Origin of the sequence: Ferruginibacter sp. SUN106, from assembly GCF_050611765.1 — a bacterium.
Taxonomy (GTDB): Bacteria; Bacteroidota; Bacteroidia; order Chitinophagales; family Chitinophagaceae; genus Ferruginibacter.
In genome coordinates this window covers 511446-526846 of the sequence record NZ_JBODJC010000001.1, presented here as the reverse complement: position 1 = coordinate 526846, position 15401 = coordinate 511446, and the positions used below count along the sequence as shown (strand labels likewise).

At 38.3% G+C, this 15401-nt stretch carries 13 protein-coding genes and 1 tRNA gene; all 14 read left to right on the top strand.

Annotated elements, in window-relative coordinates; translation table 11 throughout:
• Positions 1-4: 4 nt before the first annotated feature.
• The 14 genes from hemC to ACQ334_RS02020 all read left to right on the top strand — a co-directional run bounded on the left by hemC (position 5) and on the right by ACQ334_RS02020 (position 15255).
• Entirely contained in the window at positions 5-979 is a 975-nt protein-coding gene (gene hemC, locus ACQ334_RS02085) for a hydroxymethylbilane synthase (RefSeq protein WP_430986498.1), read from the top strand.
• Positions 966-1667 carry a uroporphyrinogen-III synthase gene (locus ACQ334_RS02080; protein WP_430986497.1) on the top strand — a complete coding sequence of 234 codons (702 nt, stop codon included), beginning with the start codon at positions 966-968 and terminating at the stop codon, positions 1665-1667. The genes hemC and ACQ334_RS02080 overlap by 14 nt, the downstream gene beginning before the upstream one ends.
• A 101-nt stretch (positions 1668-1768) precedes the next feature.
• Positions 1769-2800 carry a uroporphyrinogen decarboxylase gene (gene hemE / locus ACQ334_RS02075; RefSeq protein WP_430986496.1) on the top strand — a complete coding sequence of 344 codons (1032 nt, stop codon included), beginning with the start codon at positions 1769-1771 and terminating at the stop codon, positions 2798-2800.
• Between the two features lie 95 nt (positions 2801-2895).
• A complete protein-coding gene (hemF, locus tag ACQ334_RS02070; RefSeq protein ID WP_430986495.1) occupies positions 2896-3888 on the top strand; it encodes an oxygen-dependent coproporphyrinogen oxidase in 993 nt (330 codons plus the stop codon).
• Between the two features lie 44 nt (positions 3889-3932).
• Positions 3933-4910: a porphobilinogen synthase gene (hemB, locus tag ACQ334_RS02065; protein ID WP_430986494.1), complete on the top strand. Its 978-nt coding sequence runs from the start codon at positions 3933-3935 to the stop codon at positions 4908-4910.
• An 80-nt stretch (positions 4911-4990) separates the two neighbouring features.
• Positions 4991-6277: a glutamate-1-semialdehyde 2,1-aminomutase gene (hemL, locus tag ACQ334_RS02060; protein WP_430986493.1), complete on the top strand. Its 1287-nt coding sequence runs from the start codon at positions 4991-4993 to the stop codon at positions 6275-6277.
• Positions 6278-6504: 227 nt separating this feature from the next.
• Complete coding sequence (gene hemB / locus ACQ334_RS02055) at positions 6505-7500, top strand: porphobilinogen synthase (protein ID WP_430986492.1); 996 nt, start codon at positions 6505-6507, stop codon at positions 7498-7500.
• A 21-nt stretch (positions 7501-7521) separates the two neighbouring features.
• Complete coding sequence (locus ACQ334_RS02050) at positions 7522-8346, top strand: DUF2490 domain-containing protein (protein WP_430986491.1); 825 nt, start codon at positions 7522-7524, stop codon at positions 8344-8346.
• The gene (locus tag ACQ334_RS02045; protein ID WP_430986490.1) at positions 8333-8926 is read left to right on the top strand and encodes a precorrin-2 dehydrogenase/sirohydrochlorin ferrochelatase family protein; all 594 of its coding nucleotides are present in this window, start codon (positions 8333-8335) and stop codon (positions 8924-8926) included. Before ACQ334_RS02050 ends, ACQ334_RS02045 begins: the two co-directional genes overlap by 14 nt.
• Complete coding sequence (locus tag ACQ334_RS02040) at positions 8919-9887, top strand: sulfite exporter TauE/SafE family protein (protein ID WP_430986489.1); 969 nt, start codon at positions 8919-8921, stop codon at positions 9885-9887. The genes ACQ334_RS02045 and ACQ334_RS02040 overlap by 8 nt, the downstream gene beginning before the upstream one ends.
• Before the next feature lie 127 nt (positions 9888-10014).
• Complete coding sequence (locus tag ACQ334_RS02035; protein ID WP_430986488.1) at positions 10015-11202, top strand: chromate transporter; 1188 nt, start codon at positions 10015-10017, stop codon at positions 11200-11202.
• Entirely contained in the window at positions 11199-11924 is a 726-nt protein-coding gene (locus ACQ334_RS02030) for a Fe-Mn family superoxide dismutase (RefSeq protein ID WP_430986487.1), read from the top strand. The genes ACQ334_RS02035 and ACQ334_RS02030 overlap by 4 nt, the downstream gene beginning before the upstream one ends.
• 257 nt (positions 11925-12181) lie before the next feature.
• On the top strand, positions 12182-15109 hold the full coding sequence (locus ACQ334_RS02025) for a TonB-dependent receptor (RefSeq protein ID WP_430986486.1): 2928 nt from the start codon (positions 12182-12184) through the stop codon (positions 15107-15109).
• A 75-nt stretch (positions 15110-15184) separates the two neighbouring features.
• Positions 15185-15255, top strand: a tRNA-Cys gene (locus ACQ334_RS02020).
• Positions 15256-15401: the final 146 nt, after the last annotated feature.

Here is a 15401-nt window from a genome sequence, read left to right as displayed (position 1 = left end):
ACAGATGGGCAAAATCATTCGTATTGGAACGAGAGAAAGCCAGTTAGCTGTTTGGCAGGCTACAAAAGTGCAGCAACTGCTGGCACAAAATAATTTTCAATCAGAATTAGTATACATCAAAAGCGAGGGCGATATCGACCTGCAAACTCCATTATATGAAATGGGGGTGCAGGGTATTTTCACTAAGAGTATAGATATTGCTTTGCTTAATAATAAAATTGATATTGCCGTTCATTCTATGAAAGATGTGCCTACGCAATTAGCCAAAGGTATTGTGCAGGCAGCAGTTTTAGAAAGAGCCTCGTACAAAGATATTTTAGTGTACAAAGATGCTGCATTGGTAAATGATGAATGGGCAATGGTGAATGAAGACCCTTCAAAATTTGAAGCCTCTCTCACCACTCACCAATCACCAATCACGATAGCTACCAGCAGTATCAGAAGAAAAGCACAATGGCTCAATCGTTTTCCCAATCATATACTTGAAAATTTACGTGGCAATGTAAATACACGTTTAAGAAAAGTAGCAGAAAGCAATTGGCATGGTGCCATCTTTGCTGCTGCAGGATTAGAAAGAATTAATCTTCGTCCGGTAAATAGTATTGAATTAAACTGGATGTTACCTGCACCTGCACAAGGCGCTATCATGGTGGTTTGCAGGCAAGGGGATGATTTCTGTTTGGATGCCTGCGGTCATTTTAATGATACCAATACAGCCATCTGCACAAAAATAGAAAGAGATTTTTTAAGAATATTATTAGGAGGTTGCTCTACTCCAATTAGTGCATTGGCTGAAGTAAACAATGATACTATAATTTTTAAAGGCAATATTTTATCTGTTGATGGTAAAGAAAAAGTGGTGATTGAAAAAAATATTCCCATTGCTGAAGCAGACAACTTTGGAAAAATTGCAGCAGCATATTTATTAGCTAACGGTGGACAAAAAATTGCCGACGACATCCGCAATGCAACAAAATAAGATTGCTATACTATGCACCAGGCCATTAAATACAATTTTGGTTAAAGAGGCAGCTGCTAAAGGCATTACTATTGATGAATTATCTTTTATTGAAACAGAACCTGTACAAACAATAGAAGTACAACAGGAAATTGAACAGGCATTGCTTTTATCTTCCACTATTGTTTTTACCAGCATGAATGCTGTGGAAGCCGTTGCTGCGTGGAAAGATGAACAGCAACCGGACTGGAATATTTATAGCATTGGCACCACTACTCATAAACTGGCAGAAGAATATTTTGGCGCTGATAAAATTGCAGGCACAGCCAACTCCGCCGCTGAATTAGCCAACGTAATTGCCGGGGACAGGTTTATTGACGAAGTAATTTTCTTTTGTGGTGATCAGCGAAGAGATGAATTACCAGACATATTGCGCCAAAACAATGTTGAAGTAAATGAAATTACAGTCTATCAAACGATAGCTGTACCACATAAAATTACTACTGCTTACCATGGCATACTTTTTTTCAGCCCCAGTGCGGTAGAAAGTTTTTTCAGCAATAATAAAATTCCGGAACAAACAATTTTGTTTGCCATTGGTAATACAACAGCAGCAACAATAAAAAAATTCACTAACAATAAAATCATCATCAGCGATGCGCCGGGAAAAGAAAACCTGGTACAACGAATGATGGAATATTTTACGTGAGTGGTGAATCGTCAGTCGTGAGTGGCAGTCTGCAAATTGAAGACTTTTCGCTAACGATTCACCATTCACGACTCACGTCTCACAACTCACGACTCACGACTATGACACAACTAAAGAACGACCTGTTACTAAGAGCCTTAAGAAAAGAAACTGTTGAGCGCCCTCCGGTATGGATGATGCGCCAGGCAGGAAGGTATTTACCCGACTATATAAAGCTGAGGGATAAATATGATTTCTTTACCCGTGTGCAAACACCAGAGTTAGCAACAGCAATAACTTTACAACCTGTTGACCAGGTAGGCGTTGATGCTGCTATTATCTTTTCTGATATTTTAGTGATACCACAAGCAATGGGCCTGGAAGTATTGATGGAAGAAGGCAAAGGGCCATCACTACCCAAAACAATTAAAACAAAAGCGGATATTGATGCATTAATTACCACCGGTGCCGAAGAAAGTTTAAGCTATGTGATGAATGCATTAAGTCTTACTAAAAAAGAACTGAATGGCCGTGTACCATTGATTGGTTTTGCCGGTGCACCATGGACCATTTTATGTTACATGATTGAAGGTAAAGGAAGCAAAACATGGGACAAAGCCAAACAATTTGCTTATACCCAAACTGAACTGGCGCATGCTTTATTACAAAAAATAACTACTATCACTATTGACTATTTAAAAGCACAGGTAAAAGCCGGTGCCGATACGGTACAGGTTTTTGATAGCTGGGCAGGATCTTTAAGCCCGGCAGATTTTAAAATATTTGCACAGCCTTATTTATTACAAATTGCAGATGCATTAAAAGATGATGCCCCTGTGATTCTATTCCCTAAAGGAAGCTGGTATGCATTGAAAGAATTGAGTGAAAGCAGTGCAGCAGGTGTTGGCATCGATTGGTGCGTTTCGCCGCAAATGGCAAGAGAGCTTACGCAAAATAAAATCACGTTACAAGGTAATTTTGATCCTGCAAAATTACTGGCACCAATACCGGATATTAAAAAAGCAGTAAAAGAAATGATCGATGCCTTTGGCATTCAGAATTACATTGCTAATTTAGGACATGGCATTACACCGAACGTTCCGGTAGATCATGCAAAAGCATTTGTAGATGCAGTAAAAGAATACGGATCGTGAGTAGTAAGTGGTCAGCCGTGAGTGGAGAAAGCTAACTGCTCAGGTCTGCTTCTCACGACTCACCACTCACGATTCACGACTCACAACTTACGATTATGACACACAAAACCGAAACAGCCGAACTGCGTGGGCAATGGATTGAATTTATCTATCATTTACAGGATGATATATGCAGCGCTTTGGAAGCAGTTGACGGAAAAGCAACCTTTATTGAAGATCCGTGGCAAAGAGCTGAGGGAAAGGGTGGCGGTGGATTAACCAAAGTGATACAAAACGGCAATGTATTTGAAAAAGGTGGCGTGAATACATCAGTAGTATACGGACATGTAACAGAAAAAATGCGCACACATTTAGGCATTGATAGCAGCAAATGGTTTGCTGCAGGAATAAGTATTGTGATACATCCATTAAATCCATTTGTACCTACCGTGCATTGCAATTACAGGATGTTTGAATTGTATGATGAAAATGATAACCTTGCCGACCGCTGGTTTGGTGGTGGTACCGATCTTACACCCTATTATTTATTTGAAGAAGATGCAAAATATTTTCATCAGACCTATAAAGATGCCTGCGATGCATCCGACCCTGCATTTTATCCGCAGTTTAAAAAAACCTGTGATGACTATTTTGTAAATCATCACCGCAATGAAGAAAGAAGAGGCATTGGTGGTATCTTCTACGATCACCAGCGGCCAACTGAAAAACAGGATGTACATTTCTGGATGAACCTTGCTAAAGCATGCGGGCAAGGTTTTATTAAAGCATATATCCCCATTGTTGAAAAAAGAAAAGCAATGCCTTATACGCCTGAGAACAAACACTGGCAGGAAATAAGGAGGGGCCGTTATGTGGAATTTAATTTGGTACACGACCGTGGCACTTTGTTTGGATTAAAAACCAATGGACGTACTGAAAGTATTTTGATGAGCTTACCCCCTACCGTACGTTTTGAATATAATTATCAGCCTGCTTACGGAACAGAAGAATATAAAATGCAGGAAGTATGTCTGCATCCAAAAGACTGGTTAGCCACAATCAGTGAAGAAGAAAAAAATGAATGGGCAAAAAAATCGAACTCTTGCTAAAACCCAGTCAGCGGTTGATTAGAAAAGTTCACAAAAAAACAATTATGTATCTGCAAAGAAGAAATCGCATTTTGCGTCAATCACCAGCCATTCGTTCAATGGTTGCTGAAACTATGCTTACACCAAACGATTTTATCGTTCCGTTATTTATTACCGAAGGAGAAAATATAACCCAGGAAATTGCTTCTATGCCCAATTATTTCCGCTATAGCATAGATAATACTGTTAAAGAAGTAAAAGAGTTGTGGCGCATGGGCATCAAATCAGTTTTACTTTTTGTAAAATCAAAAGACGAATTAAAAGACAATAAAGGGACTGAAGCAATAAACCCAAATGGATTGATGCAAAGAAGTATAAAAGCTATTAAAGATACTGTACCTGAAATGCTGGTGATGACAGATGTGGCATTGGATCCATTTTCTTCTTATGGCCATGATGGTATTGTAGAGAACGGGCAAATTGTAAACGATCCTACTGTTGAGGTACTGGCACAAATGAGTGTGAGCCATGCACAGGCTGGCGCCGACTTTGTTGCCCCCAGCGATATGATGGATGGCCGCATTGGTGCTATAAGGAAAGCATTGGAAGAAAATAATTTTATCAATACCGGTATCATGGCTTATAGCGCCAAATATGCTTCTTGTTTTTATGGCCCCTTCCGTGATGCACTGGATAGTGCTCCGGGCTTTGGCGATAAAAAAACTTACCAGATGGATTATGCTAACAGAATTGAAGCAGTGAAAGAAGCCTTAATGGATGTGGAAGAAGGTGCAGATATTGTGATGGTAAAACCAGGTTTACCTTATTTAGATATTGTAAGAGAAGTAAAAAATGCAGTAGACGTTCCTGTTAGTGTGTATAATATCAGCGGTGAATATGCTATGATTAAAGCAGCGGCTAAAATGGGATGGATCGATGAAGATAAAGCGATACTTGAAACATTAACTTCTTTTAAAAGAGCAGGTGCAGATCTGATTGCGACATATTTTGCAAAAGATGCAGTAAGAATTTTGAACCACTAAAACACGAAGACACAAAATAGTACAAAGAATTCTTAATGAAACTTTGAGTACTTTGCGCCTTTGTGGTTAAAATAAAACCCATGTACGAAAAAAGTAAGCAGCTATTCGAAAGAGCACAAAAATCAATTCCCGGTGGTGTGAACTCTCCGGTACGTGCATTCAAAAGTGTAGGTGGTACACCAGTATTTATGACCAATGCAAAAGGTGCATATCTCTACGATGCCGATGGCAATAAATATATTGATTACATCGCTTCATGGGGACCAATGATATTAGGCCATGCTTATGAACCTGTGGTAAAAGCTATACAAGAGAAAGCATTAGGCTCCACTTCTTTTGGTGCACCAACAGCATTGGAAATTGAAATGGCTGAACTCATCATCAGCATGGTGCCCAATGTAGATATGATACGCATGGTAAGCAGCGGCACCGAAGCTTGTATGAGCGCATTGCGTTTAGCAAGAGGCTATACAGGAAAAAATAAATTCATCAAATTTGAAGGCCACTATCATGGCCACGCTGATTCTTTTTTAGTAAAGGCCGGGAGTGGCGTGGCAACATTTAATATTCAAACAGTGCCTGGTGTTACTGCAGGAGTGGCCAACGATACTTTAACTGCCCCCTACAATAACATTGATGCGGTAAAAAAATTAGTAGCAGAAAATAAAAATGAAATTGCTGCTGTTATTGTTGAACCTGTTGCCGGCAATATGGGTTGTATCTTACCTGCACCGGGATTTTTAGAAGCGCTCAGAACAATTTGTGATGAAGAAAATATTGTTTTCATTTTAGATGAAGTGATGACAGGTTTTAGACTAGCTGCCGGTGGTGCACAACAAAAATTAAACATTAGAGCCGATCTGGTTACTTACGGAAAAGTAATTGGCGGCGGTATGCCTGTGGGTGCATTTGGTGGTAAAGTTGCCATTATGCAGCATATTGCTCCGTTGGGCAATGTTTACCAGGCAGGCACATTAAGTGGTAATCCCATTGCAATGATCGCAGGTTTTACTATGCTCACGGAATTAAAAAGTAATCCTTCAATTTATACAGAACTGGAAGAAAAAACCATTTACTTAAAAAATGGTTTAGACGAAGTATTAAAAGCATGGGCACAACCCTATGTCATTAACCAGTTTGGCTCTATGATCAGTATTCACTTCAGCAATCATGCAGTTACCGATTTTGCAACTGCAGCATCAGCCAATAATGATCTGTTTAAAAAATATTTTCATGCTATGTTGAAAAGAGGCGTTTACCTGCCACCTTCTGCGTTTGAAAGCTGGTTCCTTAATAATGCGCTCACCTACACCGATTTAGACGAAACTATCCGAAAAACGAAAGAGAGTTTACAGGAAATTGGCTGATCATTTCAACATATCTACTTTTGAAATACCACTGGCCGGAGACATATTTATTTAATCAGTCTACTAAGCTGATAGGAAATCAGTATTTTTGCATTCCCGTTAAATGTTATAAATTATAGTGGTATATTAGCAAGGTATGGGCTATGCGTTTAAAGAAGATTGCAGGTTTGCAAATATTTTTGGCGTTATATATCCAAACCAAAAAAATCTAAACAACAGAAAACCTCTTGAACGATTCTTATTATAACAACCGCCGCAGGATAAGGGCTAATCAGCATATCCGAGAATTAGCTACCACCATTCAGTTGAACCACAAAGAATTCATCCAGCCATTATTTCTGGATGAAACGATAAGCACTCAAACAGTTATTGACACATTAAATGAAGTTAACTCCGATACTATTCAATCTGCATTAGTACAAATTGAAAAAGACCTGGAAAAAGGCATCAGTAAATTTTTACTCTTCCCGGTACCGGCAAAAAAAAGTGTATCGAATTTTGATTATCATTTTATCATTAATGCGATAAGGGAGATAAAGAAAAAATTTGGTAATAGCGTATGGATTGCGGCTGATCTTTGTTTATGCGCCTATACCAATCATGGCCATTGCGGCATTTTAAATGCCAACCGTGATAAAGTGTTGAATACTGAATCTGTAATAGAATTATCAAAATATGCATTGCAGGTAGTAAAAGCCGGCGCCGATTGCATTGCACCAAGTGATATGATGGATGGAAGAATTGGTGCAATAAGAGAAACGTTAAACGAAAACCAGTTTGATGATATCAGTATCATGAGTTATTCTGCAAAATTCAGTTCGCAGTTTTACGGGCCATTCAGGGATGCCTGCAAATCCACGCCAGGCAACAACTGCAATATTCACGACAGGAGAACTTACCAGGCATCTGCATTCAATAAAAACGATGCCATACTTTCCACTTTAAGAGATATTGAAGAAGGTGCAGACATTGTAATGGTAAAACCTGCACTGCCATACCTGGATGTGATACATGAATTGAGTAACACGATTAAACATCCCCTGGCTGCATACCATGTAAGCGGCGAATATCAAAGTATTGAGCTGCTGGCACAAAATAATATTATCGAAAGAGATAAAGCACATATTGAAGTATGGACAGCTTTAAAGCGTGGCGGCGCCAATATCATTATTTCTTATGCAGCAAGGCATGCCAAAGAATGGATTGAAAAAATTGAGTACTAGCTCCTATCTCCAAAAAGGTAAATGAAGGAGATTGAACCGATGATTATGTTGTATTCCCCTAAATTTTTACTTCATTTATGCTCATCTCAACTTAAACAAAATATTAGTCTATTATTTTTATGGACTAATAAAAAATTACACTACCTTAGCGTTAAATTATTCATCCTGCAGGCAATAGTAGCAATACCATCTTTACTGTCATCAGCAACAGCGCAAAATCAAAGGCCTTCTGCAGGCACCTGGCTTAGTGTGCACTTACCCCTGCAACTGAATGCCAGATGGCAGATTCAAAATGATCTTAATTACAGAACTTTAGGAAATACAACGGCTGCGTTACAGCACCTGCACCGTTTTGGACTCAGGTATTTTATAAATGATAAATGGAGCGTTACAGCCGGGGCTGCGTTCTCTTTTACCCGTACTTCTTTTACAAAACAAAATAAAGAATTTGCAAAAGAATTTCGTTACTGGCAGGAGCTGAATTACAAAACGAACCTTAACCCAAAATTGCAATTGCAGATAAGGACAAGAGCAGAAGAACGTTCCTTTTCTGCTACCAGCAGTAAAGCTGCTTTTCATGCATTGCGCTATAGGATAAAACCGCAGTTGCTGCAAAAATTTTCTGCCAAATGGGCTTTATTAATAGCCGATGAATATATGCAGCAACATGCACATAACAGTTGGTCCTTCGATCAGAATAGACTTATTGCAAACGGGGTGTACTATTTTAATAAGTCAACGCAATTACAAGCAGGCTACATGTGGTTACGTTTACCTGCAAATACATCGCAGCATATTTTAACGCTTACTTACTATAAAACCATTTCATTACATGCAAAGCAGTAATCATTTATTTCCTGTTTTTCTAAAACTAGAAAATCTCCATTTGCTGATTGTTGGTGGTGGTTATGTAGGCATGGAAAAATTAGAAGCTGTGATCAGCAATTCGCCTGCAACGAAAATTACTATTATTGCAACACAAATAAGTAATGAAATAAAAAATGTGGCAACACAATATCCCAATATCAGCTTAATAGAAAAACCTTACCATATTGATGATCTGACAGGCCATGATATTATTATTGCAGCCATCAACGATCCACTTGTAAGCAGGCAGGTGGCTGAAGATGCTAAAAACAAAAAGATCTTAGTGAATGCAGCTGACAAACCCGAACTATGCGATTTTTATTTGAGCTCAGTTGTAAAAAAAGGAAATTTAAAAATTGCTATTAGTACTAACGGTAAATCACCCACTATTGCCAAAAGGGTAAAAGAAATGTTGCATGAAACAATCCCTGATGAAATTGACACTTTGTTAGACAATATGCAAAACATACGCAATAAAATGAGCGGCGACTTTACCGAAAAAGTGAAACAATTAAACGAACTCACCAAAACATTATCTCAAAAAAACAACAATGCCTGATCATACTCCAGAAGAAACGATTGAAGAGATAACCCTTTCCAAAGAAGTGGTGGTTGCCGAACAGGAATTAACTTCTTCCAGGAGAAAAGTGATCAATAAATATATGGTAGCCATATTTATTATTTTACTGGTATTGCTATCTACTTATCTTTTTTTATCTGCTGAGCAGCTTACTAATTTACAACTGACATTGCAACAGGATCATTACAGATTTTACTGGATGTTACTGGTAGGTTTTGGTGCCGAGGTGGTTGCCGGTTCAATGGGTATGGGCTATGGCGTTATCTGTACTTCCTTACTATTAATATTAAATGTTCCGCCACCGGTAGTTAGCGCCAGCATACATTCTGCCGAAGCTTTTACCAGTGCGGCAGGATCATTCAGCCATTGGCAGCTGGGTAATGTAAATAAAAAATTAGTAAAAGCATTGGCCATTCCTGCAATCATCGGTGCTGTAATAGGTGCTTTGCTGTTAACTTATGTAGGAGAAAAATACGCCAAGGTTACCAAACCGTTTATTGCTGCTTACACAATTTATTTGGGCATAAAAATTTTACAGAATGCATTTAAAAAGAAAACCATTAACGAGCAGAAGAAAAAAAGCAACATCACTGTATTGGGTTTAATTGGTGGCTTTATCGATTCTTTTGGTGGCGGGGGCTGGGGACCGTTAGTTACTGGTACATTTATAAAAAATGGCCATACACCCAGGTTTGTTATTGGTAGTTCTACTGTTGCAAAATGTATTCTTACAGTAGCCAGTGCAGTTACATTTATTTTCACTATCGGTATTTCTCATTGGAATGTTGTTGCAGGTTTACTCATTGGTGGTATTGTTACTGCGCCATTTTCTGCAATGCTTACTGCAAAATTACCTACAAAAAAAATGTTTATTGCTGTAGGTATTGTTGTAATCATTTGCGGACTGATCACAATTTGCAGGGCAATATTTTTAAAGTAATCATGCAAAAGCAAAGCTTTTGTATGAGCCTTTGGTAACCAGCATTCGCTTTTCAATTGAACATCGTTGCGTCGCACTCTTGTACGGTTTACCATTATTAAACTTTCATTGAAGCGTAAATTATATCATGGAGCCAAAACCATCTTACTCCTTATCATCACTGATAAAATATTTTCTAAAATTAGGCAGTACTGGCTTTGGCGGCCCGGTTGCATTGGTAGGTTACATGCATAAAGACCTCGTAGAAAATAAAAAATGGATCTCCGAAGATGAATATAAACAAGGCCTTGCTTTAGCGCAATTAGCACCAGGACCATTAGCAGCGCAATTAGGGATTTATTTAGGTTTTGTGCATTACCGCCTCTTAGGTGCAACTCTAGCAGGACTAGCATTTGTTCTTCCTTCTTTTATAATGGTAGTGTTGTTAGGCATTGCCTATAAATTATTTGGCGGCCTGCCCTGGATGAATGCTGTATTTTATGGCGTAGGTGCTGCAGTAATCGGCATTATCATCATGAGTTCTTATAAGCTTACTGTAAAATCAATCGGCAAATTCAACCTGCAATCTTTTAAAACAAACTGGTTGTTATGGTTATTTTTTGTTGCTGCAGCCATAATAACTTTTATCACGGAAAGTGAAAATATTTTATTGTTTGTAGGAGCAGGTCTATTGTACATGTTTATAAAATCGCCTCCAAAATTTTCATCGGATAAATTAGCCAATTCATTTGTACTGTTGCAGATTGGCTTTTGGGATTTTCAATATACCACATTGCAGAAAATTGCCATCTTCTTTACAAAAGCAGGTGCCTTTGTTTTTGGCAGCGGCCTAGCCATTGTTCCATTTTTACACAGCGGCGTGGTTACCCAAAATCATTGGCTTACCGAACAACAGTTTGTAGATGCTGTTGCTGTTGCTATGATCACTCCCGGCCCCGTGGTAATTACAGTTGGTTTTATTGGTTACCTGGTGGCAGGTTTTCCGGGAGCCTGTGTAGCAGCAATAGCTACTTTTTTGCCTTGCTATTTATTTACTGTTATCCCAGCACCCTACTTTCATAAAATTGCAAAGAACAAACCGGTAAAAGCATTTGTTGATGGTATCACCGCTGCTGTAGTTGGTGCATTGGTTGGTGCTGTATTTGTTATTGCCGGAAGAAGCATTTTTATTGGCTCTGAAAAAATTGTTGATATACCAACTATTTTGATTGCAACAGCAACTATATTTTCGCTACTTTACATTAAGAAGTTACAGGAGCCATATATCATTATTGTGGCCGCTATTATTGGTATCATTTTAAAACTTGTTATATGAACAGGAAAAATTTTTTAAAAGCAGGTGCTATTACCGGCGCTGCAACTTTATTAGGTACTACTAACGCCTTTGCAAAAAACCTGACTGATAATGATATTGATAAACTAACAGATGCCAATGGTAATTATATCATGCAACCATTGCCCTACAACGAAAATTTTTTAGAGCCATATATGGATGCAGAAACCATGCACCTGCATTATACTTTCCATCATGGTGGTGCAGTAAAAGGTGCTAATAAAGATCTGCAAATGATAAAAAAAGCGATGGATGAAAATAATTTAGAAACAGTAGATTACTGGACAAAAAAATTATCCTATCATTTTTCTTCCCACGTATTGCATTCCATTTTCTGGACCAATCTTACCAATAAAAAAACTGATCCCAAAGGTGACCTGCTAAAGCGCATTGAAAAAAACTTCGGCAGCTATGATAAATTAAAAGGCCTTATCGCCGAAACATCAAAAAACGTAGATGGCAATGGCTGGGGCATTTTAGCTTACCAACCTTACAGCGATAGCCTTAATGTTTTACAATGCGAAAACCACGAAAAACTTACACAATGGGGCGCCATTCCCTTATTGGTAATTGATGTGTGGGAACATGCCTACTATTTAAAATATAAGAACAAACGCACCGATTTTGTTGATGCTCTCTTCAATATTATCAACTGGGATAATGCGGCTCAACGTTTGAATACAGCAATTAAAATAACAAGGTAAATCTCTTATTTACTGCTATTTTCATTGGTAAAAATATTTTTAAAATAAAAGTCTATTATTTTGGTGGACTAATACAAATCCCCTTATCTTTGCAATCAAATAAATATTTTGATGAAACAGACTGACTTTATAATTTATGCGCTCCCACCCCTGCAACGATGTTGCCACCGAATGCGATTCAATATGATTTAAATTTTTTTATTTAATTAGTCTACTATTTTTATAGACTTTACTACAACTATTATATACAAATTAACATGAAACGAATTATAGCAGTATTATTTACAATTTTACCTTTATTCACCTTAGCACAATTAAACGGTGCTTTAATTTTAAGTGGCCGCATAGTAGGAGAAAACCACGAAGGGCTTGCAGGAGCAAGTGTTGCCATAAAAGGGACTACTATTGGTACCAGCAGCGATTCTACCGGTAAATTTTCTTTAGTGATCAACCAGAAATTACCTTTCACTATTGTTATCTCCTCCATTGGTTTTGCGCCACAGGAGTTAGAAGTAAAAAGTACCAATGCCAAACTGGCTATTCAATTAACCAGCCAGACTTTTTTAGCTAATGAAGTAGTGGTAACCGCAAGCCGCACTTCTGAAAAAATATTAAAATCACCGGTAAGCATTGAAAAGCTCGATTTGAAAGCATTGAAAGAAACACCCGCTGCATCTTTTTATGATGCGCTGGGCAATGTAAAAGGTGTACAGCTTACCACTTCATCAATAACATTTAAAGTGCCTAACACAAGAGGTTTTAATATTCCCAACAATTTTCGTTTTATGCAATTAGTGGATGGAATAGATATGCAGGCAGCAACATTAGGTGTGCCATTAGGTAATGCCATTGGCCCCACAGAACTGGATATACAAAGTATTGAAGTTACACCTGGCGCAGCATCGGCTTTATACGGAATGAATGCCATTAACGGCATGGCAAACCTGATCACTAAAAATCCGTTCACTACACAAGGCTTAAGCGTATTTCAACGCACTGGTGTAAACCATGTTGATGGTACCGACCACAGTACAAGTTTATTAACTGAAACGGCTTTCCGTTATGCCAAAGCCTTTAAAAATAAATTCGCTTTTAAAATTAACGGTAGTTATTTACAAGGTGTTGACTGGATTTCTAATACACAAACCGATCAAAACCCCAATAACAAAAATACTGCTAACCCTGCCTATTCAGCACTTGATGGCGCTAACAATGTGGCATTTGATGGCTGGAATAAATACGGGGATGATGCACTGGCAGGAAGTAATACTGTTTCTGTAACAGGCTTAAACATTGATGGTACTGCCAACAGAACATTAACTGTTGCACGTACCGGTTATTGGGAAAAAGACCTTGTTGATCCTAAAGTAGATAATTTAAAATTTGATGCAGCACTCGTTTATAAATTTACTAAAAACACTCAGCTGACTTATACCTACCGCATTGGTAAAATGGATGGCGTTTTTCAAAGAGGTAATAAAGTAAAACTGGATAATGTTGTGGTGCAAAATCACCAATTGGAATTGAAGGGAAAAAGTTTTACTATTAAAGCGTACACCACCAATGAAAATACAGGTGATTCTTACAACGTAAAACCATTGGCAGATAATTTAGATCTGTATACAGGTGGAAGTGCAAGCGCATGGGGTACCAAGTATAAAACCGCATTAAATGGTTATGCCGCAGATCACGGTGGCAGTTTAACATCTGCTAACCTTGCAGCAGCAACAGCGTATGCCCGCCAGCAGGCCGACCTTGGCCGTGTTGAACCGGGTACACAAAGATTCAATATTGTAAAAGATTCTATCATTAAAATTAACAACTGGGATATTAAATCAAGCACTATCCCTAATGCACCTGTAACCGGTGGTGCTGCATTAATTCAAAAAAGTAATTTGTATCATATCGAAGGCCAGTTAGATCTTACCCAACAGGTAAAGTATTTTAATTTATTAGTAGGTGGTGATGCCCGCTTGTATGCATTGATACCTGATGGTAATAATTTTGTTGACTTTACCCGTCCTATTGCGGAAAGAAATACTGTTTTACCAGATGGCAGTTTTGGTAAAGACACATACTATAAAAAGATCGGTGGCTTTGTACAGGCAACCAAAACTTTCTTTAATGAAAAATTAAAATTGTGGGGATCACTTCGTGCAGATTACAATCCGGAATTTACTGCAAAGTTAACCCCACGTATAGCCGCAGTTTATACTGCTAATGAAAGACATAATTTCAGGGTTACTTTTCAGCAAGGTTATCGCTTCCCTGCATTGTTTGAAGCCTTATCTTATGTAAATAATGGCAGGGTAAAACGTGTTGGTATCTTACCAATCATCAATGAAGGTTTAGGCTACAGGGAAAATAGTTACACCCAATCATCTGTTGCTGTATTTAACGCTGCAGTAAAAGCTGCAGGTAATACAGATGCTGCGGCAATAGCTAACAAAAATTTATTGCAGGTGGCCAACTTACCTGATGGCCGTCCTGAAGGCATCAACTCTTACGAAGTAGGTTATAAAGCAGTATTGGATAACAACAAAGTATTTATTGATGTAGATGCTTATGCAAACATTTATGATGGTTTTCTTGGCCAGGTACAGGTATATGTTCCCATTGGAGAAACTGTTGGTTCGGATGCTGCAACCATTGCAATGATTGACAGGAACAGGGATGCTACCACTGCAAGTGGCGGTAATGCTGCCAGCAAAGGCCAGGAGCGTTACCGTGTATACACCAATGCAAAAAACAAATACACTACTTATGGTTCTTCAGTAGGTGTAACGTATAATTTTTATAAAACCTTTACTATCTCAGGTAATGTTAACTACAATAATATTAAAGGCAACAGTACACCTGATCTGTTTGTAACAGGTTTTAATACACCAAAATTCACCAGTAACATTTCTTTTGGTAACAGGGCCATTACAAGAAATATCGGTTTTAATATTGTATGGAAATGGCAGGATAGTTTCTTATGGGAAAGTCCGTTAGTAACAGGTGCAGTTGATGCCATTAATAATATTGATGCACAGGTTACTTATCGTTTACCTAAAATTAAATCTACCATCAAATTAGGAGGCACAGATATTTTAAACAACAGGCATATTCAATATGCAGGTGGGCCAACCATTGGTGCATTATACTATGCAGCCATTACTGTTGACGGTTTATTAAACAAATAAGACACTACCCTTTTTTTCATATAGCATAGCAAGCAATCGTTAAAGCGCCCTTATTCCTAAGGGAGCTTTACTTACAGCCCCGTAGCCAAGCGGACAGGCCAGGATCTGCAAAATCTTTTACGTTGGTTCGAATCCAACCGGGGCGTCAAATTGTACCTGGAAGCTCCAGCTTCCAGCAAAAGATAAAACTGGAAGCCGGAGCTTCCAGGTACAACACACTAAACTAAAACGATTCTTTAGAGCATAGCACAATCGTTAACCGGCAATCCTATTCTTAGGAATGCCCTTACAC